Raw genomic sequence first — 20,022 nt, forward strand, 5'->3', positions numbered from 1 at the left:
GGGTGCGGGGTGCGGGGTGCGGGGTGCGGGGTGCGGGGTGCGGGGTGCGGGGTGCGGGGTGCGGGGTGCGGGGTGCGGGGTGCGGGGTGCGGGGTGGGGTGTTAGGGGGTGTAGGTCTGGAGGTGGCCGCACATGCCTGGGCGGGGGTGCTGGGTGAGGGTGGTGACTGTTGCGGCGCGTAGGTGGGTGGGGTTGTGGTGGCGTAGGGCGTTCAGGTGGGTGCGGGTTGCTTCGGAGGCGGCGTGGGCGCCCTCTTGCCACCGCTGTTCGAAGGTGTCCAGGCGGGTGGAGACGATGTTCATCGCTGCCTTGTGGAATGAATCCAGGGCGGTCATTCCTTCGGCGCGTAGTTGGAGGAAGCCTTCTACTGCCAGGTCTCGGCGCTTTCTGGTGTCGCCGGTGGTGGCTGCGCCGTACTTCTTGCTGGATGCCAGTACGTCGGGAGGGAAGGTCAGGACGGCGTCGCCGGCCTCGGGGAGGCCGCTGTTCTGCATGATCACGAGGATGCGTAGGCGGGTGTCGGTGTTGATTAGGCGGTGGATGGTGCCTGGGAGGAAGGTGACCACTGTGCCGGGGGTTAGAGGGGTTTCGGCGTAGCCGGACCAGGTGAGGGTTTGTACGGTGCCTTGGCCTTCTATGACTACGTACGCTTCCGAGCAGGCGAGGTGCATGTGGGGGGAGCCGCCGCAGAGGCCGTCGGCGGCTGGCCAGTCGTACACGCGCAGGTCCGATAGGCCTACGGCGCCGGGTAGGCCTGAGAACGTTGTGGGGTCTGAGAGCGTCGCTGGGGCTGGGGCTGGGGCTGGGGCTGGGGCTTCGGGGTGGCTGGGGGTGGCCGCTTCTGGTGCTGGTGTGGCCTGGCTGGGGGGTGTGGGCTGGGCTTGGGGGGTGGTGGGCGGTGGGGGGTTTGGTGGGGTCATGGGTGGGCCTTGAGGTGGGATTCGATGCGGGGGCGGTCCCAGGTGCCGTCGGCGATCACTAGGCGGTAGCTCAGGTGCATCGACTCGCCTGGCTTCAGCCGTACCTCCTTTGAGAAGGCGATCGAGGGGTTGACGGCGGCGAAAGGATCGGCGCGTACGAACCAGGTCTGGTTGGGGTCGGATGAGGTGAAGAGCAGGGTGGATGTTGCGTCGACCTCGTCGTGGGTGCCGATGTAGGCCAGCCATTGACCCTGTTCGCCCATGTCTGGGCCGATGGTGTGGCCGTTGGTGAAGGAGCGGGGGCCGCGCCAGAACAGGCCCGAGTATCCGGCCATGGGGCGGCCGTGGGTGGTGGGGCTGCCGAACAGGAGGTCTTCGCTGCGGGTGTTGGTCAGGGTGGTGGCGAAGTCCAGGGTCCAGGCGTCGGCTGTGGGGGTGGCGGAGAAGGTGCGGAGTTCGTCTATCCAGTGCTCGCCGTCGCGTGTCCACCAGGTCAGGCGTTCGGTGGCTTGGTTGGTGGAGCTGTTGTGCTCGCCGGCTGGCCTGTCGCGAGAGGTGGTCGGCGGAGGGAGGGGCTCTGGGCCTGGGGTCTGTCGGGACGTGGCTGGGGCGTTGGTTGGCTGGGAGGTGGTGGGGGACTCCGAGCCTGGGGTCGGTCGGGTCGCGGCTGGGGATTCTGGGGCTGGGGCCGGTTGGGAAGGGCTGAGGCGTTCTGGGGCCGGATGGGAGGGGCTGAGGCGTTCTGGGGCTGGTTGGGAACGGCTTAGGGGTCCTCGGGGTGGGGTTGGTCCGGAAAGGCTGGGGGCCTCTTGGGGTGGGGTGAGCCATTCTTCGTGGCGGATGGTGCCGTTGTTGGGGAGGTCCACGTAGCCGGAGCCGTGGACGTAGGTGCCGCCGCCCCAGAAGTTCTGGCCTGAGACGTGGGATGCCGTCATCTGGAGGCCCTTGTGCCAGCGGTGGTCGTGCGGGCGGTAGCCGGTCACGATATTTCCGCTCAAGGTGCGGAGTGGGTGAAAGTAGGGCTTTGGGGATTCGGTTTCTGGCATTTCGGGGCGGTAGACGTAGCGGAGCACTTCGATGCCGTTGAGGTGGGCGATCAGCTCCGTGCCGGTGTCTTTCACAGGGCGAGTCCTCCGTTCATGCGGCGGTAGAACGGGTTCTCGGGGGTGAGCTCCGTACGGAGGACCGGGGTGCCGGTCAGGGCTGACGCGTAGATTCCTGCCACGAGTTCCAGCGTGCTGCGTGCTTCCGCGCCGCTGACCGGGGGGTGTTCGCCGCGTTCGAAGGCGTCGAGCAGGTCGCTGAGTTGGGCGCTGTGGGAGCTCGGGACGTCCTCGGGCGGGTTCCAGTGGGGTGAGGTCGAGGACCAGTTCTCGTTGCTGTAGCCGTACAGGTGGCGTAGTTCGACGGTGGCGTCGGCGAAGTCGAACCGGAGGTAGCTCTCCTCGCGGGGGGACAGCAGGCTGTTGACGATGCTGGCCATCGCGCCGTTGGAGAAGCGGACCATCGCCATCGAGACGTCCTCGGTCTCGGTGTCGCGGTCGAGGCGGCCCGCCATGGCGCGGACTTCCTCCCATTCGCCCAGGAACGACAGCATCAGGTCCATCTGGTGGATGCCGTGACCCATCGTGGGGCCGCCGCCTTCCGTATCCCATCTGGCTCGCCAGGGCACGGCAAAATACGCGGGCGTACGGAACCACGTCGTGTTGCACACCGCGACCAACGGGCGGCCCAGGGTGCCTTCCGACATGAGGGAGCGGAGGTGCTGGGCTGCTGAGCCGAAGCGGTGCTGGAAGACGACGGAGAGGTTGGGGCCGGACATCTCATCGAATTCCGCGAGAGACAGGCACAGGGGTTTCTCACACCAGACCCATGCTCCGGCGTCCAGACATTTCCTGACTTGTACGGCATGCAGGAAGGGGGGCGTGCAGATGTGTACGAGGTCGGGGCGTTCGGTGCTGAGCATGTCGTCGAGGTCGGTGTAGAGGGCGGGGACGGCGTGCTTGGTGCCGAACTCCTTGAGGCGGTCGGGGTCCACGTCTACCGCGGCTACGACCTTGGCGCGGTGGGCTTGGGCGGCCAGGGCGGGCATGTGGCAGGCGTCGGCGATGCCTCCGGTGCCAACTATGGCAACACGGATCATTCGGGGTCTCTCCTCCGTCGGGTAAGCGCTTTCCCACCCTACGGCTCGCTGTGGCGGCGTGTCACTAGGGGTTGGGGGACCGACGGGGGTTCACGGGAGGAGGCGGGTGTGGGCACCGCGTGGAGAGTTGTGCAGGGAGGAGCGGGTGTGGGTGATCTGCGCGCGATGAGGGTGAGGTGCTGCGTGGGTTGGGGTGCGGCGCTGCATTGGGGTGGGTGTGGCGCTGCAAGGGGGTGGGTGTGCGGGTGGGGTGAGGAGTGCGAGTGGGGCGCGGGGTGGGCGTGGCGCCTGAGTGGGGTGGGTGCTGCGCGATCAGGGTGAGGTTCTGCGTGGGTGGAGCGCTGTGCGGGATGAGGATAGGGCCCAACCCGCCCCATGCGCCTCCGCATCCCACTCACCCACCTTCAAGCGGCCCTGCGTGCCGGAGGCGTGGGGCGCGGTGTGTGGGTGGGGTGGGGCGTGGTGTGCGGAGCCTGGGGGCGAGGATGGGGCGTGGCGTGCGGGGCCCGGTGCGCGCGGGCGCGGTGCGCGGGGGCGCGGTGTGTGGGTGGGGTGGGGCGTGGTGTGCGGACCCTGGGGGCGAGGATGGGGCGTGGCGTGCGGGGCCCGGTGGGTGGGGGCGTGGTGCGCGGGGGCGCGGTGTGCGGGGGTGTGGTGTGCGGAGCCCGGGGGTGAGGGTGGGGTGTGGTGTGCGGGGCCCGGTGGGGGAGAGGGGGTGGGTGGTTAGCACACCGGTCCCGGGTCCGAGTGGGGAAGGATCCGGGACCGGCATCTGCGGGGTCACCCGCTAGCTTTGGCGTCCGCCACCCTGCTTGGTGCCGAAGCGCTGCCCCCGTCGCAACGGCAATGGCTGCTTGGCGATTCGCTTCGACAGGGCGCCGCCTGAGGTGGTGCGTTCTGTCGATGCGGCCCTCGGCTTCGTTGAAGGCTGGGGTTTCGCTACTACCTCGTGCACCTCTGGGTGGCGTTCGTGTTCTTCCCGAGACTGGCGAGACTTTGAGCTCATATATGGCTATATGTCCGGTTTGGGGGAGATGAAACTCTCACGGGAGAGTGAAGCCTCGGCGTACGGCTAGGGCGGCTATTCGGGTTGTGGCTGAGGGGGATATGCGGGTGGCTCGCCAGGCCAGCCGGGCTGAGGCGGGGGCGACGATCACGGCCTGGTTGCGGGACACGCCTCGCATGATGTCGGCTGCCAGTGCGTCCACCGAGTAGAGCTTTCCCTGTACGCGGATCGCCGCGCTCCTGGCCTGGGTGCCTGCCGCCGTGGCTGGGAGGCCGGGGTTGGCATGGTCGAGCAGCGGGGTGTCGGTGAAGCCTGGGCAGATCACGCTCACCTTCACGCCATGTGCGGCCGCCTCGGCGCGCAGTGCCAGCGACAATCCCACCACTGCGTGCTTTGTCGTGGTGTAGGGGAGCATGAGCGGGGCGGGCACCAGTCCGGCCAGCGACGCCGTGTTGACGATGTGCCCGTATCCCTGCTCCACCATGATCGGATAAGCGGCGTGCACCCCGTGCACGACTCCGCGCAGGTTGACGTCGATCGCCCGGTTCCAGTGGTCGAGGGTCAGTTCGTCCGTGGTGCCGCCGATGGCGATCCCGGCGTTGTTGAAGACGAAGTCGAGCCTGCCGTACCGCTCCTTGACCTCGGTCATCAGCGCGCCGACCGCCTCAGCGTCGGTCACGTCGACTTTCACGAACTCGACAGAAGCGGAGGAGATCGAAGCGGAGGAGGCCGAAGCGGAGGAGGTCGAAGTGGGGGAGGTCGAGGCGGGGGAGGCCGAAGTGGGGGAGGTCGAAGCAAGGGCGGAGTCCTCAAAAGTGGACCCGGCGGGGTTGAGGTCGGCCACTGTGACCGCCACCCCGCGCTGGATGAGCGAGCGGGCGACCGCCCGGCCGATGCCGGACGCGCCGCCCGTGACGACAGCCGTCTTCAAGCCGCCACCCGCCAGATCCCCATCACCTTCCAGATGCGCCGCGTGAACCCGTTGACCAGCCCGACCTCCGCGCACAGCTCCCGAGTCTTCCCCACCGAGTCCGAGATCTCCTGCGAAGCCGCAGGACTACGCAGGTAGACCTCCTCCACCACGTTCCGCGGGATCCTGAACTCCTTGATCATCGACCCCGGCGGCGCCAGCATGATGCGCGCCATGATCCCGAGGATGATCGGCGAGATCACCCCCAGCAGCAGCCGCCGGTAACGCGGCATCCGCGGCACCCGGTTGCGCAGGTAGTGCCGGGCGAACGAGATGTGCCTGGCCTCCTCCGCGATGTGGATGCGCATGATCGTCTCTTCCAGCGGATGGTGCTTCTGCCCGTCCTTGAGCACCTTGCGCTGCACGTGGTCGATCGGGTCCTCGCCCCCGAGCACGAAGATGAAGAACAGCTCGGTGGAGATCAGCGGGATCCACGGCGCGACCTGCGCGATCGCCGACAGCGGCCCCGGCATCCCGCGCACCGGCAGCCGGGTGCGGTTGACGAACTCCTGGAACATCATCCCGTGATGTCCCTCTTCGATGGTCTCGTGGTAGACGTAGCGGAACTCGGGAGAGCCGTTGGGCAGCCGGTAGGCGTAGTTGAGCAGCCCGCGCTTGAGCAGGTTCTCGAACTGCAGCCCGATCTTCATCGCCGTGGCCACCCGCCACAGCCCGATCTTCGACCGGACCTCCGGCGGGCGCGAGCGGTACCACGCGTGCGCGCCCAGCTTGTCGACCTCCGGCAGCTCCCAGCGCGGGTCGTCGTGGTGGATCAGGAAGTCGGGGTCGTCCCAGGGGATGTCCTTGTACGGCTCCCAGTGCTTGTCGACCGAGGCCTTCGAGAGGCGTTCGATGACCGCTCGGTAGGCACGCTTGTCGGCGACGGTCTCGTCGTTCTCCCTGGCCGCGGTAGAGCTCGGTGCAGGTGTCATCGCATGCACTCCTCTCCTCCCGGGCAATTGTACGGAGCATCCAATAAGGGGGGAAGAGTGACCGTCGTCACAGATCGTCCGCTGAGACGCCCAACTCGGCCGCGACAGCCGTACGCACCAGCTCGGCCATCCTGCGCCGGGTCAGCACCCCGCGGTGCACGGTCGCCTGGACCGCCAGCCCGTCGTACAGGCACAGGATCCGCCACGTTGCGCCCTCGGGATCGGCGCAGGTGAACGCGCCGGAGGCCACGCCGTTCTCGATGACCTCCTGGCAGGCGTCCTTCCACATCAGGTCGAGCCGCCGCGAGGTGCTCTCCAGCGCCGGGCTGCGCATCGACTCCGACCACGCGTCGATCCACAACCGCCACGCCTTGGCGGAACCCGCGGGGGAGTAGAGCTTGAGCAGCGTGCGCATGCGTTCGAGCGGCGGCGCGGCGGAGCGCTCCAACCGGGCGAGCGCGTCCAGGTCACGCCTGGCCGCGTACTCGAAGGCCTGCGCGAACAGCTGGTCCTTGGTCGCGAAGTGGTAGAAGAGCAACGCCTGGCTGACTCCTGCCGCCCTGGCGATGTCGAGCGTGCGGGTGTGCCCGAACCCGTGCGCCGCGATGACCTCGCACGCCGCCTTGAGTAGATCGTCCCGCCGTAATTGACTGATTCCCCGTGTCACAGCGGCAATCGTAGGACGAAGCGCGCTCCGGCCTTCGAGTCCTCGATCTTGAGCGTGCCGCCGTGCGCCTTGGCGATCTCGCGGGCGATGGGCAGCCCGAGGCCGGTTCCGCCCGCGTCGCGGTTCCTGGACGCGTCCAGCCGGGTGAACCGGCGGAAGACGACCTCGCGCTGGTCCTCGGCGATGCCCGCCCCGTCGTCCTCGACCTCGAGTACGGCCTGGCCGTCCTCGCGGGCGACCTTGACGGTGACCGTACCCTCCGCGTGCCGTTCGGCGTTGTCGAGCAGGTTGGTCAGCAGCCTGGCCAGCCGCAGCCGGTCGCCGGAGACCACCACCCCCTCGTCGAGGAAGGTGGTCACCCGCTTGGAGCGTGGCCTGGCCGTCTCCTCGGTGACGAGCCTCGCCAGGTCGACGGGGTCGCTGGCGGCGGGCGCGCCCGCGTCGAGGCTGGCCAGCGTGAGCAGGTCGGCCACGATGGCCTGCAGCCGGTCCAGGCTCGCCAGCATGGCCCGCCCGGTGTCCTCCCAGTCGGTCTCCCTGGGGTGCAGCAGCGCCGCCTCCACCTGGGCGCGCATCGCGGTGATGGGGCTGCGCAGGTCGTGCGAGGCGTCTGAGGCGAACCTGCGCTGCTGCTCGACGGCCAGTTGCAGCCGGTCGAGCGTCTCGTTGACGGTGTCGGCCAGCTCGGCGATCTCGTCCTGGTGGCGCGAGGGCGGCACCCGCCTGCCCAGGTCGGTCGCGGTGATCTCGGCGAGCTCGGTCTTGATGCTCTTGACCGGCTGCAGCGCCCTGCCCACCACCTTGGAGGTCAGCAGCGTCACCACGCCGACCATGAGCAGGATGCCGCCGAGCATGACGGCGGCGAAGGCCGGGTGGATGTACCAGGGGAGCGTGGGGGCGAACGCGTAGGACATCCAGTACGTCTGGTCGACGCGGACCCGGAAGCCCACCGTGATCAGGCCGGGCGGAACGACGAGGTCCACCCTGCCGTCGTCGGTGCTCGGCGTGGTGGTGACCAAAGGCGGTTCGCCTGCGAGCTTGGGGCTGGCCTGCCGTACCTTGCCGGTGTTGTCGACCACCTGGATCAGGTCGATCTGCTCGGTCACGGTGACGGGCTTGAGCCGGTCGGGGGCGTAGCGCTCGACGTTGAAGGCGACCCTGCGCGCCGCGCCGGCGACCTGGCCGGTGATGTACTCGGTGGCCACCACGTGCGCCAGCATCGTGACGATCGCGGCGCTCCCCAGCGTGGTGACCAGCGCGACGAGCGAGGCGGCCAGGGTGAGGCGCTTCCTGACCGACCACGTGCTGAGCATCGTTAACCCTTCCGCAGCGGCAGCCTGAGGACGAATCTGGCGCCCGCTTGGGAGTCCTCGATGTAGAGCGAGCCGCCGTGTGCCCTGGCGACCTCGCGGGCGATGGGCAGCCCGAGGCCGGTGCCGCCCGCGTCGCGGTGGCGCGAGGCGTCGAGGCGGGTGAACCGGCGGAAGACCACCTCCCGCTGATCCTCCGCGATGCCGGCGCCGTCGTCGACGACTTCGAGCACAGCCTGACCTTCCTCGCACGCGACCTTTACGGTCACCGTGCGCTCGGCGTGCCGTTCGGCGTTGTCGAGCAGGTTGGTCAGCAGCCTGGCCAGCCGCAGCCGGTCGCCGGTGACCACCACCCCGGCGGCCAGGGAGGCGACGATGCGTTTGGTGCGAGGCCGCTTGGTCTCGGCGGTGACGAGCTCGGCCAGGTCGACCGCGTCGCTCGCGCCGGGCGCTCCCGCGTCGAGCCTGGCCAGCATCAGCAGGTCGGCCACGATGGCCTGCAGCCGGTCGAGGCTGGACAGCAGCGCCTCGCCCGTCTGCTCCCAGTCGGCGTCGTCCGGGTGCAGCATCGCCTCCTCGACCTGCGTCCGCATCGCGGTGATGGGGCTGCGCAGGTCGTGCGAGGCGTCGGAGGCGAACCTGCGCTGCTGCTCGACGGCCTGTTCCAGCCGGTCGAGCGTCTGGTTGGCGGTCTGCGCGAGGGCGTGCAGCTCGAAGTCGTCGGGTACGGGGACCCGCTGGCCGAGGTCGGTCGCGGTGATGTCGGCGAGCTTGGCCCTGATCGCGTCGACCGGCGCCAGCGTCTTGGCCACCGTGCGCGAGGTGAAGAACCAGGTCAGCGCCACGAGCCCGAGTGACAGTCCGATGAGTACGGCGAGCACGCCCGGCTGCACGTACCAGGGCACGGTCGGGCCTGCCGCGTACACCAGCCAGTCGCCGTCCTGCTGGTAGACGCGGAACGCGGCGACGATCTGGCACTCGCCCCCGAAGTCGGGCATGCCGCACACGGTCTGGGTGCGGTTGACGTTGTCCTCGTCCGGGACGATGTTCGTCATGGGCGGCTTGCCGACCAGGTTGGCCGAGGAGGAGACGACCTGGCCGACGGAGTTGATGACCTGGATGCCGTCGGCGTCCGTGGTCATCACCTCGGGCAGGTCGCCGCGCTTGACCAGATGGACGGCGCGCAGAGCGGCGGTCACGACCTCGTTCGTCCGAAGGTCGACCGCGCCGTTGTGCACGCCGTACAACACGAGGGTGTTCACGACGAGGCAGACCAAGGCCATGGACACGCTCGCGATGAGCGTCAGCCTGGTCCGGACAGATGTGATCACGCCTTTCCCCCCGGTAATCAGATGATCACACTAGGTGTTGTTCTCCCTAATTAACGGAGATTCATCTATAAATCCCGACAAAATGCCCTAGAACATCGCTCTATACGGGTGGCTCGCGGCTGATTAGAGTAAGTGAACACTGATGCCAAGGAGACGACGTGAACCTTGCTGAGTATCGGCGTACGGCCAGGCAGTGGCTGGTGGAGAACACGGCGGACGACCCGGAACCCAAGGTGTTCATGGCCAGGCTCTACGACGCCGGATACTCCGGCATCACCTGGCCGGCGCAATGGGGTGGCCAAGGGCTGACACAGGCTGAGGAACGTGCCTTCGCCGCCGAATCCCGCGATTTCTCCCTCCCGACCTATATCTTCTCCATCGGCCTCGGGATGACCGGCCCGACCCTGGTCGACCGGGGCAACGACGAGCAGCGGAAACGCTTCGTGAAACCGCTGCTGCGCGGCGAGGAGATCTGGTGCCAGCTCTTCTCCGAGCCAGGAGCGGGCAGTGACGTGGCCAGCCTCCAGACCAAGGCGGTACGCGACGGCGAGGGTTGGGTGGTCGACGGCCAGAAGGTGTGGACGTCGGTGGCGCAGGTCGCCGACTGGGGGCTGCTGCTCGCCCGCACCGACGTGGACGTGCCCAAGCACAAGGGCCTGACCATGTTCGTCGTCGACATGCACGCGCCCGGCGTGACGGTCAGGCCGCTCAAGGACATGACGGGCCGCGCCCACTTCAACGAGATCTTCTTCGACAGCGTCCACATCCCGGACGAGCACCGGATCGGCGAGGTCAACGACGGCTGGGGGGTCGCGGTGACGACGCTCCTGCACGAGCGGCTGTCGATCTCCTCCGGCGTGGGGATGGGCGGGCAGCGCGACGCGGTCCAGTGGCTGCGCGAGAAGGTCGACACGAGCGATCCGTACGTGCGCGACCAGCTCGTCGAGCTCTACATCCGCCAGCGGGCGATGGCGCTGTTCAACCAGCGGCTGTCGCAGGAGATCAAGGCGGGGATCTTCCCCGGAGCGCGGGGCAGCGGGGCCAAGCTGATGCTGGCCGAGCTGACCATGTTCCAGGCCGACCTCGCCACCCGGCTCGTCGGCCCCGAGGCGCTGGTGGACGAGGAGCTGTCGCACGCCATCGCGCTGGCCCCGGCGATGTCGCTGGGCGGCGGCACCAACGAGATCATGCGCAACATCGTCGGCGACCGCGTGCTCGGGCTGCCCCCTGAGCCGCGCGTGGACAAGACCGTGCCGTTCAAGGACCTGAAGGTGGGGACCCAGGCGTGATTCTCGTACCGACCCCCGAGCAGCAGGAGCTGCGCACCGCCGTCCGATCCTTCCTGGAAACCACCTCCACGCGCACCGCGATGGAGATGCCCGACGGGTACGACCCGGCCGTCTACGCGCGGCTCAACGGCGAGCTCGGACTGTCCGGCCTGATCGTCCCCGAGGAGTACGGCGGAGCAGGGGCGGGCTTCGCCGAGCTGGCCGTCGTGCTGGAGGAGACGGGCGCCGCGCTGCTCCCCGGCCCCTTCCTCGCCACCACCTTCGCCACGATCGCCCTGCTCCAGGCGCCCGACAAGGAGCTGCTCACCGCCATAGCCGAGGGCCGCACCACCGCCACCCTGGTCACCGGGCCTGGACCGGTTATGGACGCAGAGGTCGTGCTCGCCGACACAGGCACCTCGCTCGTTCTTGCTGAGCCGCACAAGGAGTCCCTGACAGGGCTCGACCCCACCAGGCGCATGGCCAGGGTGACCGTCTCCGGCGGACGCACCCTGACCGACGACCCGGCCGCGCTGGCCCGCGCCAGGGACCTCTGCATGGTCGCCCTGGCCGCCGAGCAGCTCGGCGTGATCAGGGCCTCGCTCGACGCCATCGTCGCCTACGCCAAGATCCGCGTGGCGTTCGGCCGCTACATCGGCTCCTACCAGGGCGTGAAACACAAGATGGCCGACATGCACGGCAAGCTGGAACAGGCCGAGTCCATCGTCAGGTTCGCCGCATGGGCCGCCGACGAGTCGCCCGACGAGCTGCCGCTGGCCGCCGCGCTCGCCCAGGCGCACGTGGGCCGGGCCTGCTTCGAAGTGGCCGGCGACCACCTGCTGCTGCACGGCGGCATCGGCTTCACCTGGGAGCACGACGCGCACCTGTACTACAAGCGCGCCAAGGCCGACGAGGTCCTGCTCGGCCCGCCGTACCGGCACCGCACGCGCATCGCCGACCTCCTGGAGCTGTGATGAACGGGTTCTACGAGATCGCCAAGGCCGATCCTGACCGGCGGGCGGTGATCGACACCGACGGCACGGTCACGACGTACGGCGAGCTGCTCGCCCTGGTCAACCAGGTCTCGCACGGCCTGCGCTCCCGTGGGCTCGGTGTCGGCGACGTGGTCGCCGGCGTGCTGCGCAACGGCATCGACCCGGTGGTTATGCTGATGGCGACCGGCCAGATCGGGCTCTACTACGTGCCGATCAACTGGCACCTGGCCGAGCCGGAGATCGACTACATCCTCAAGGACTGCGACGCGAAGGTCGTCGTCCGCAGCCCGGAGGACGTCGCCGCGCTGGCCGAGGGGCAACCTACGGGCGACCCTGAGGAGCGGACCTCGGGCGCGGTCATGTGGTACACCTCGGGCACCACCGGGTTCCCCAAAGGGGTGCAGCGCAAGCTCACGCCCGCGCCGCCCGAGGACATTGTGCCGCTCTACGTCTGGTTCCTCGGCCAGGTCTGCGACCTCACCCCGGGCGACGACGTGCACCTGGTGACCTCGCCCATGTACCACTCCTCTCCGTGCGCGCACACCCAGTTCGCCCTGCACCTGGGGCACACGCTGGTGCTCACGCCGAGGTTCGAGCCCGAGGAGATCCTGCGGCTCGTCCAGGAGTACAAGGTCACCAACGCCATGATGGTGCCGACCATGTTCCACCGCATGCTGCAGCTGCCCGCCGAGGTCAAGGCGAGCTACGACGTGTCCTCGCTGCGCCAGGTCATGCACACCGGCGCCGCCTGCCCGGTGGCCGTCAAGCAGGGGATCATGGACTGGTGGGGGCCGGTGCTCTACGAGTACTACGGCTCCACCGAGTCCGCGATCGCCTTCTCCGTCAAGCCGCTCGACTGGCTGGCCAGGCCGGGCACCGTGGGCAAGCCCGCGCCGACCTTCGAGGCCAGGATCCTCGACGAGAACGGCGAGGAGGTGCCGCAGGGCGAGCCGGGAATGATCTACGTGAAGACGACGCTCGGCTCGTTCGAGTACCGCAAGGACCCGGCCAAGACCGCTTCCACGATGCGCGGCGAGTGGTACGCCCCGGGCGACATCGGCTACTTCGACCCCGACGGGTTCCTCTTCCTCTGCGACCGGCGCACCGACCTCATCATCTCGGGCGGGGTCAACATCTACCCGGCCGAGATCGAGGCGGCGCTGCTGGAGCACCCGGCCGTCGGCGACGTCGCGGTGATCGGGGTGCCCGACGAGGAGTGGGGGCACAACGTGGTCGCCCTGGTGCAGCCCTCGGCCGAGGTCACGGCCGAGGAGCTGCTCGCGCACCTGGAGCCGCGGATCGCCAGGTTCAAGCATCCCAAGGTGATCGTGTTCAGGGAGGAGCTGCCCAGGACGCCCACGGGCAAGCTGTCGCGGTCGAAGGTGCGCGAGGACTACCTGGCGGCCGAGAAGAGCAGCTCGCCGGAGTAGCCCGCCTCGTCGCCCAGGTAGAAGCGGGTCGACAGGGTGCGGTCGTGGGTGTCGAAGACCGTGCTCCAGGTCGTGCGCCACGCCTTGTCCGGCGTCGGCGACACGGCCTCGAGCGCCTGCCTGATGTCGTCGCCCGACATGGTCGCGCCCTTGCTGCGCTCGTAGAGGCTCCTGAGCCTGCCGTACGACTCCAGGGTGTCGTCGGTGTCCTCGGGCAGGGCCATCGGGTCGGGGTGGCTGTGCAGCAGGTGGTTGGTCACGCACAGCGGCGCGTCGCCCACCTCGAAGATGCGCTCGGACTCCCACACGAACGCGTTGCCGTCCGCGTCGGCCACGATGTAGTGCAGCGGCATGCCGTGGTCGTACTGCTTGGCGCCCAGCAGCGCCTGCTTGGCCTGCGCCACGTTCTCGCAGGTGTCGAGCAGGAACCTGGGCAGCTGCACCGAGTCCACCCCGACCTGCGGCGAGGTGTCCTCCGGCGGCGCTGCCGTCGTGGCGTCGGCGATGAGCAGGGCGACGGACAGGCCCGCCTCGTTGACGCCGTCCATGCAGCCGTCCAGCCCCGACATGGTGATGACGACCGAGGCGAGCCCCTCGTCCGGGCGGGTGGTGATCACGTACGGCCGCGCCGCTATGGGCAGCTCGCCCTCGCGCGGCGGGGCGCCCATGAGCTCGCTCATCGTGATGGTGAAGAAGTCGTAGTTGCGGCCGATCCTGCCATGGCCGTCCGGCGCGGCCGACGGCGGCACCCACAGCGCCGAGCAGGCCATCGGCAGCCCCGACAGCCCGTCCAAGGTCAGGGAGTCGTCGTCCGGGTCGACGCCGAACGCGTCGGCGACGCCGTCGAGCCTGGCCAGGTGCTGCGGCCAGTTGCGCTCGAACCAGGTCATCCGCGCCCGGTTCACCGTGGGGTCGGCGGGCTGCGGCGCCCACCCGAGGCGCTCGCGCGCCTCCTCGGCCATCGCCCTGCCGATCGCGAACTGGCTGCCGGCGGTCTCCAGGTGCCTGACGAGCTGGAAGTCGTGCGTGCTTCCCGCTACCTGCGTGATGGAGTTCATGCCCCCAGGTTGGGCGCCTGCGCTGACCGGCCGCTGACCGCGCGCTGATAGCGCTCGGCCGTCAGGCGGACGTGGTCGACCAGCTCGGGCGGGTCGAGGATCTCGAAGTCGACCTCCAGCCAGCCGATCCACACCGCCATGCCGCTCAGGTCGTCGCCGCCGGTGGTCAGGATGCACGTGTGCTCGTCGACCGGCTCGACGTGCGTGCCGAGCGGGAGCCTGGTCATCTGCTCGGCTGGCGCGTGCAGCAGGAGCCTGGCGCTGTAGCGCCACATCGCGGTGTTGACGCCCTGCTCCACGTAGGCGGCCACGTCGCCGTCCGCCGGCAGCTCGCGCGGGGTGAACCGGGGCCCGGCCGGGGTGCGCGGCTCGACCCTGTCGACCCTGAAGGTGCGCCAGTCCTTCCGCTCCAGGTCCCACGCGACGAGATACCACCGCCCCTTGCGATGGACCAGCCGGTACGGCTCGGCCCTGCGCGACGCCGACTCGCCGTGGTGCCCGGTGTAGTCGAAGCGCAGCACCTCGTGGTCGCGCGCCGCGTTCGCGATCGTGGTCAGCACCTCCGGCGCGATCTTCGGCTCCGTGCCGGGGATCTGCACGGTGTAGGTGTTGAGCGCGTTGACCCGGCGGCGCAGCCTGCTCGGCAGCACCTGCTCCAGCTTGGCCAGCGCGCGCACCGAGGTCTCCTCGATGCCCTCCACCCCGCCGCCGGCCGCGCGGCCGAGCCCGACGGCGACGGCCACCGCCTCGTCGTCGTCGAGCAGCAGCGGGGGCAGCGCCGCCCCTGCGCCGAGCCGGTAGCCTCCGGCGACGCCTGGGGTGGCGTGCACGGGGTAGCCGAGGGTGCGCAGCCGTTCCACGTCGTTGCGCACGGTCCTGGTGGTGACGCCGAGCCTGGTGGCCAGGTCGGGTCCCGACCACTCCTTGTGCGCTTGGAGCAGGGACAACAGGCGGAGCAGCCGCGCCGAGGTTTCCAGCATGCGATCAGTCTGCCAGCTATTGCGGAAGGGTTGATTCCTCGATCGAGATCACGATCTTTCCCCGGGTGTGGCCGGTCCTGCTGAGCTCGTGCGCCTCCGCCGCCTGGTGCAGCGGGAAGATCGTCAGGGGCAGGTCGGGGAGGATCGGCGCGAGCTCGGCGAACACCTCGCGCCAGGCCAGGCCGCCCCTGGAGAACTCCACGCCGTGCTCGGCGGCGCCGGTGAAGTCGGCGATGGTGACCACCTTGGCCGGGTCGCCGGTGAGCTCGACCGACAGGCCGAGGACGCCGGAGCCCGCCGCGTCCAGGACGGCGTCGATACCCTGCGGGGCGAGCATGCGGACCTGGTCCTCCAGGCCCTCGCCGTAGGTGACCGGCAGCACGCCGCGCTCGCGGAGGAAGGCGTGGTTGGCGACGCTCGCCGTACCGACGACCGTCGCTCCCCAGGACCGTGCGATGTGCGCGGCGGCCAGGCCGACGCCGCCCGCTGCCGCGTGGATGAGCAGGGTCTGGCCGCGCTTGAGCCCCAGGGTGCGCAGGGTGCGCAGCGCGGTCTCCAGCACTACGGGGAGCCCGGCCGCCTGCTCGAACGTCAGGGTGTCCGGCTTGGCCACCAGGTCGCCGGCGTCGGCGGTCACGTAGGTGGCGACGCCGCCCTCCACCCTGCCGACGACCGCCTGGCCGACCGCGAACCCGCCGCCCGCCGTCTCCACCACGCCGGAAATTTCCAGACCTGTGGGGCCGTTCCTGCCGAGCTTCCAGTCGATGCCGTTGACGCCCGCCGCGACGGTCCTGACCCGCACCTGGCCGGGGCCGGGCTCGGGCAGCTCGGCCGCCTCGACGCGCAGCACCCCGTCGGTGTAGGCGGCGCGCCTGCCGACGACCAGCAGGGTCCTGCCGAGGGTCGCGCGCGCCTCGATCGCCCGGTGCGCCTCCGCCGCCAGCTCCAGCGGGAAGGTCGCGCCGACGACCGGTTTGACCCTGCCGAAGGTCTTCTTGAGCAGCTCCGCCCACTCCCCGGGAGCGAACTGGACCTGCTCGATGCCGATGACCTCGACGTCGCTCCTGGCCGGGTCCGTGGTGGCGAACGAGCCGCTCGGCACGCCGTACCCGAAGAACCTGCCTCCCCCGGCCGTGCGCGCGAACGCGGCCGTGCCGATCTCACCGCCGACCCCGTCGAACACCACGTCAAAGCTGCCGTCGACGTCCTCGTAGGACACCGCGCGCCCACCAAGCCCGCGCAGCACATCGTGTCCCTTGCTCGCGGCGGCGGTCACCTCCGCGCCCGCCTGGACGGCGAGCTGGACGAGCAGGCTGCCCAGCCCGCCCGCCGCCGCGGTGACCAGCACCTGGTCGCCCGGCTTGATCCGCGCCGCCTCGAACAGGGACAGCGCGGCCGGGCCGGTCTGCACGAGCGCCGCCGCCTCGGTCATCGACACCCCGTCCGGGATGTCGACCACGGTGTCGGCCACCGCCTGGGACGCGTACCCGCCGGTGACCATCGCCGCCACCCGCCGCCCGTCCCCGCGCACCCGCCCCACCACGCCCGTTCCCGGCACGTACGGCGGAGCCTGGCCGAACCACTCCGCGCCCCACCCGGTACGCAACTGGGCGTCGAGGAACAGCACGTCGGCCACCTCGACGTCGACGAGAACCTGCCCCGGCCCGGCGACCGGGTCCGGCGCTTCCGTCAACCGCATCACCTCGGGCCCGCCGAAGCGGGTCACCTGCATCGTCTTCATGCTTCCGAGGGTGCAACCTCAACCAAGGTTCAGGTCAAGTCGTAGGCCGTCGGGTGGCGCGGCTCGTACAGCCCGACCTTGCCGCCGCCCGGCAGGGTGAAGCTGGTGAGGACGCCCCAGCGCTGCTCGCTGGTCTCGCCGACCTCGACCCCCTTGGCCCGGAGCTCGCCCATCGTGGCTTCGAGGTCGTCGCACATGAGGTAGAGCTCGTGCGCCTCCGCGCCGTCGGCGGGATGCACGGCCACCTCGGCCGGCGGCAACTTGAAGATCAGCCACCCACCGCCCGCGTCGACGTGCGGATACCCGAGCACGTCCCGCAGGAACGCCCGATCGGCGTCCGCGTCCCGGCTGTACAGGATGACATGAGCGCCGTTGATCACTCTGTCTACTCCCTCGACACGACGTATTGCCCTTCGCCGGTGAATCCCACGACGTGGGCGCCTTCGGCCATCAAACCACCCAGGGTCTCGCGCATCGCCGCGCGCCACGCCTTGGCGGTCCACGGGTCCTCGCGGCGCAGGGCCTCGATGTCGGCCGGGGTGGCGACCAGGACGAGCCTGCCGTCCGTGCTTCCGTGTACGGGCCTGCCGTCCACCTCGGCGAGGCCGATCACGGGGGTGGTCGAGGGGTACGGCGGGGGCGGTTCCGTCAGGCGCCACACCGCGAGCAGGCGGTCGGGCTCGTCGCCCTCGTTGATGGCGTCGGCCATCGCGCCGTAGAAACGCTCCAGGTACTCCTCGGGCCGCGCGCCCAGCTTGACCAGGTTGAACCGGGCGTTGCGCCGCACGAGCGGGTCGAACGTCCACACGATCCGCTTCAGCCCGCGCTCCAGCGCCCAGTCCCGCTGGTGCAGCTTCAGCGCCGACCCGATGCCCCGGCCGATGGACGCGCCCGTCACGTGCGAGTGCAGCGCCTCCCCTGCCGCCAGGAACCCGACCGACGCGCCGACCATCGTGTCGCCCTCGAAGGCCCCGGCCACGTAGTTGCCGGAGTGCGCGAAGGTGATCATCAGCTCGACGGGCACCGGCGGGCTGCCGGGCTCCGGGTGCCAGATGTCGTCGAAGAGCCGGAACGCCGCCTCGAACTCCTGGATCTCGTGCAGCTCCCTGATGACCACCCCGCTCTTGGCAGCGGCTGCGTCCGCCTCGGCGCTCACGCGGACAACACCGCCTCGACCAGGTCGCGCAGCAGCTTGGTACGGCCGGGCAGCTCGGCCACGATGACGTGCTCGTGGTCGGCGTGCGCTCCGCCGCCCACCCCGCCGAGGCCGTCCAGCGTCGGGCAGCCGACACCGGCGGTGAAGTTGCCGTCCGAAGCCCCGCCCACGTGCGCGGACAGCAGCGGGACCGGCGACAGCGACTGGGCCAGCTCGAACAGCGACGCCGACATCGCCGCCTCCAGCGGCGGCCGGTTGGGCCCGCCGCGCACCTCCAGCCGCGCGCCGTCCAGCCGGGGGGACAGCGCGTGCATGAGCGCGTCGACCCGCTGCTGCTCGGCCACCGTCTCCACCCGCACGTCCACGTCCACCTGGGCGAGCGCGGGCACGGTGTTGGTGGTGCTGCCTCCGGCGAGCACCGTCGGCGTGACGGTCGTGCCGTCCGTGCCGCCGATACCGGAGATGGCCAGGATCTGGTGCGCCAGCTCCACCGCGGCGTTGACGCCCTTCTCCGGCTCCAGCCCGGCGTGCGCGGCCCGCCCGTGCACCAGCACCTCGTACATCGAGGTGCCCTTGCGCTGCGTCTTGAGCGCGCCGCCGTCCGCGCTGGCCTCCAGGACGAACGCGGCGTCCAGGCCCCGCGCCGCGTCCTCGATCAGCCGTGCCGAGGTGATCGAGCCGACCTCCTCGTCGCCGGTGACCAGCACGCTCACCCCGTCCAGCGAGCCGAGGCCGCTGAGCGCGTGGAAGAGCTGCACCAGCCCCGACTTCATGTCGAAGACGCCGGGCCCGCGGGCGACGCCGTCCACGACCGACCACGGGTGGGTGCGCAGCGTGCCCATCGGCCAGACGGTGTCGTGGTGGCCGAGCAGCAGGACGCGCGGCGTGCCGAACGTCCAGCGCAGGTGGGTGACCCCGTCGATGACGAGGAACTCGGGCTCGGCGCCGAGCAGCCGGGCGCCCATGGCCGCGACCACCTTGGCGCTGCGCGCCACGGCCTCGAGGTCGGCGGAGAAGGACTCGCAGACCACGAGCTCCTCGATGTCGTCGATCATGAAAGCTGCTCCTGGAAGAACCTGTGCACGTTGCCGCCCGCGATCTGGGCGACCTCCTTCTCACCGAGACCCCGCTGGAGCAGGCCCTCGATCACCATCGGCAGTCCTGACGGCCCTTCGAGGCCGGGGACACAGGCCCGGACGTCGACGCCGCGCACGTTGACGTCCTCGTCGCAGCAGGGCGGCGTCAGGTCGTCCATGACCTCGCGGATGAAGTCGGGCCCGAACCCGACGTGGTCGACCCCGGCGACCTCGGCGACGTGCACGACGTGGTCGAGCAGGTGGTCGAGGGTGGGCGCGCCGTCGGTGAGGAAGGGCGCGAAGAAGTTCACGCAGACGACCCCGCCCGTCGCGGCGACCGCGCGGAGCTGGTCGTCGGTGAGGTTGCGGTGGTGGTCGCGCAGCGCGCGGGCACTGGAGTGCGTGGCCATGACCGGCCTGGTGGCCAGCTCCAGGACGTGCGCGACGCCCGAGGCGCCGAGGTGGGACACATCGAAGATCATGCCCAGGCGTTCCATCTCGCGCAGCGCAGCCACGCCGTGCGAGGTCAGGCCACTGCCCGTGGCGTCCTCGCCGCTGCCGTCGGCCAGGGGCGTGCGGCCCCAGTGGGCGATCGAGGCGACGCGCACGCCGAGCCGGTGCAGGGTGGAGATCAGCTCCACGCTGGCGTCGAGGCCCGGCATGCTCTCCATGGCCAGGACCAGCGCGATCCTTCCGTCCGCTAGAGCCTGGTCGATCTCCTGTCCGGTACGGCACAGCCGTACGGACTCGGGGTTGCCCTCGGCGATCACGTGCGCGCACTCGATCATCCGCAGGGTCTGCCTGAGCGCGCCCTCCGGGCGGTACTGGTCGTCGATGAACACCGGCAGGACCTGCAGGTTCACCCCTCCGGCCAGCAGCTGCGGCAGCCACTGCTCGCGGAAGAATGCGGCCCAGCGCTCCGGCGGCCGGGCGGAGACCGCCATGAGCAGGTCGTTGTGGGTGTCAGCCACCACAGAAGGCGTCATGTTTCCTCACGTTATCGCGCGATAAAGACAGATCACATGGCCGCCACTACGAT

At 70.0% G+C, this 20,022-nt stretch carries 18 protein-coding genes; 3 read left to right on the forward strand and 15 right to left on the reverse strand.

Going from position 1 to position 20,022, the window contains the following annotated elements; translation table 11 throughout:
* Positions 1 to 101: 101 nt before the first annotated feature.
* From ACIBG8_RS31405 to ACIBG8_RS31440, 8 genes are all read right to left on the reverse strand, one after another.
* The gene (locus ACIBG8_RS31405) at positions 102 to 719 is read right to left on the reverse strand and encodes a cupin domain-containing protein (protein WP_397346638.1); all 618 of its coding nucleotides are present in this window, start codon (positions 717 to 719) and stop codon (positions 102 to 104) included.
* A gap of 197 nt (positions 720 to 916) precedes the next feature.
* Positions 917 to 2,041, reverse strand: a complete 1,125-nt coding sequence (locus ACIBG8_RS31410; protein ID WP_397346639.1) for a DUF6807 family protein — start codon at positions 2,039 to 2,041, stop codon at positions 917 to 919.
* On the reverse strand, positions 2,038 to 3,063 hold the full coding sequence (locus tag ACIBG8_RS31415) for a Gfo/Idh/MocA family protein (RefSeq protein WP_397346640.1): 1,026 nt from the start codon (positions 3,061 to 3,063) through the stop codon (positions 2,038 to 2,040). The genes ACIBG8_RS31410 and ACIBG8_RS31415 overlap by 4 nt, the downstream gene beginning before the upstream one ends.
* A gap of 1,043 nt (positions 3,064 to 4,106) precedes the next feature.
* Complete coding sequence (locus ACIBG8_RS31420; protein WP_397346641.1) at positions 4,107 to 5,000, reverse strand: SDR family NAD(P)-dependent oxidoreductase; 894 nt, start codon at positions 4,998 to 5,000, stop codon at positions 4,107 to 4,109.
* The gene (locus tag ACIBG8_RS31425) at positions 4,997 to 5,971 is read right to left on the reverse strand and encodes a diiron oxygenase (RefSeq protein WP_397346642.1); all 975 of its coding nucleotides are present in this window, start codon (positions 5,969 to 5,971) and stop codon (positions 4,997 to 4,999) included. Before ACIBG8_RS31425 ends, ACIBG8_RS31420 begins: the two co-directional genes overlap by 4 nt.
* Before the next feature lie 67 nt (positions 5,972 to 6,038).
* On the reverse strand, positions 6,039 to 6,638 hold the full coding sequence (locus tag ACIBG8_RS31430; RefSeq protein ID WP_397346643.1) for a TetR/AcrR family transcriptional regulator: 600 nt from the start codon (positions 6,636 to 6,638) through the stop codon (positions 6,039 to 6,041).
* Positions 6,635 to 7,951, reverse strand: coding sequence for a sensor histidine kinase (locus ACIBG8_RS31435; protein WP_397346644.1), 1,317 nt, complete (start codon positions 7,949 to 7,951; stop codon positions 6,635 to 6,637). Before ACIBG8_RS31435 ends, ACIBG8_RS31430 begins: the two co-directional genes overlap by 4 nt.
* Before the next feature lie 2 nt (positions 7,952 to 7,953).
* Complete coding sequence (locus ACIBG8_RS31440; protein ID WP_397346645.1) at positions 7,954 to 9,279, reverse strand: sensor histidine kinase; 1,326 nt, start codon at positions 9,277 to 9,279, stop codon at positions 7,954 to 7,956.
* 158 nt (positions 9,280 to 9,437) lie between these two features.
* Here ACIBG8_RS31440 and ACIBG8_RS31445 point away from each other — a divergent pair, with 158 nt between their 5' ends.
* Genes ACIBG8_RS31445 through ACIBG8_RS31455 form a run of 3 tightly spaced genes read left to right on the forward strand, consistent with a single transcriptional unit; the run spans position 9,438 to position 12,972 of the window.
* A complete protein-coding gene (locus tag ACIBG8_RS31445; RefSeq protein ID WP_397346646.1) occupies positions 9,438 to 10,568 on the forward strand; it encodes an acyl-CoA dehydrogenase family protein in 1,131 nt (376 codons plus the stop codon).
* Entirely contained in the window at positions 10,565 to 11,521 is a 957-nt protein-coding gene (locus ACIBG8_RS31450; RefSeq protein WP_397346647.1) for an acyl-CoA dehydrogenase family protein, read from the forward strand. The genes ACIBG8_RS31445 and ACIBG8_RS31450 overlap by 4 nt, the downstream gene beginning before the upstream one ends.
* On the forward strand, positions 11,521 to 12,972 hold the full coding sequence (locus ACIBG8_RS31455; RefSeq protein WP_397346648.1) for an AMP-binding protein: 1,452 nt from the start codon (positions 11,521 to 11,523) through the stop codon (positions 12,970 to 12,972). The genes ACIBG8_RS31450 and ACIBG8_RS31455 overlap by 1 nt, the downstream gene beginning before the upstream one ends.
* Here the strand turns inward: ACIBG8_RS31455 and ACIBG8_RS31460 are convergent.
* The 7 genes from ACIBG8_RS31460 to ACIBG8_RS31490 are packed head-to-tail and all read right to left on the reverse strand — an operon-like array spanning position 12,936 to position 19,969.
* A complete protein-coding gene (locus tag ACIBG8_RS31460) occupies positions 12,936 to 14,030 on the reverse strand; it encodes a C45 family autoproteolytic acyltransferase/hydolase (RefSeq protein WP_397346649.1) in 1,095 nt (364 codons plus the stop codon). The genes ACIBG8_RS31455 and ACIBG8_RS31460 overlap by 37 nt on opposite strands.
* A complete protein-coding gene (locus tag ACIBG8_RS31465; RefSeq protein ID WP_397346650.1) occupies positions 14,027 to 15,010 on the reverse strand; it encodes a helix-turn-helix transcriptional regulator in 984 nt (327 codons plus the stop codon). Before ACIBG8_RS31465 ends, ACIBG8_RS31460 begins: the two co-directional genes overlap by 4 nt.
* Positions 15,011 to 15,026: 16 nt before the next feature.
* Positions 15,027 to 16,751, reverse strand: coding sequence for a zinc-binding dehydrogenase (locus tag ACIBG8_RS31470; protein ID WP_397346651.1), 1,725 nt, complete (start codon positions 16,749 to 16,751; stop codon positions 15,027 to 15,029).
* A 29-nt stretch (positions 16,752 to 16,780) separates the two neighbouring features.
* A complete protein-coding gene (locus ACIBG8_RS31475) occupies positions 16,781 to 17,131 on the reverse strand; it encodes a VOC family protein (RefSeq protein ID WP_397346652.1) in 351 nt (116 codons plus the stop codon).
* A 5-nt stretch (positions 17,132 to 17,136) separates the two neighbouring features.
* On the reverse strand, positions 17,137 to 17,907 hold the full coding sequence (locus ACIBG8_RS31480) for a GNAT family N-acetyltransferase (RefSeq protein ID WP_397346653.1): 771 nt from the start codon (positions 17,905 to 17,907) through the stop codon (positions 17,137 to 17,139).
* Entirely contained in the window at positions 17,904 to 18,962 is a 1,059-nt protein-coding gene (locus ACIBG8_RS31485; RefSeq protein WP_397346654.1) for a M20/M25/M40 family metallo-hydrolase, read from the reverse strand. Before ACIBG8_RS31485 ends, ACIBG8_RS31480 begins: the two co-directional genes overlap by 4 nt.
* The gene (locus ACIBG8_RS31490; protein WP_397346657.1) at positions 18,959 to 19,969 is read right to left on the reverse strand and encodes a dipeptidase; all 1,011 of its coding nucleotides are present in this window, start codon (positions 19,967 to 19,969) and stop codon (positions 18,959 to 18,961) included. The genes ACIBG8_RS31485 and ACIBG8_RS31490 overlap by 4 nt, the downstream gene beginning before the upstream one ends.
* Between the last annotated feature and the right edge of the window lie 53 nt (positions 19,970 to 20,022).

It is taken from the genome of Nonomuraea sp. NPDC050556, assembly GCF_044457355.1.
In the GTDB taxonomy this organism is placed as follows: Bacteria; Actinomycetota; Actinomycetes; order Streptosporangiales; family Streptosporangiaceae; genus Nonomuraea.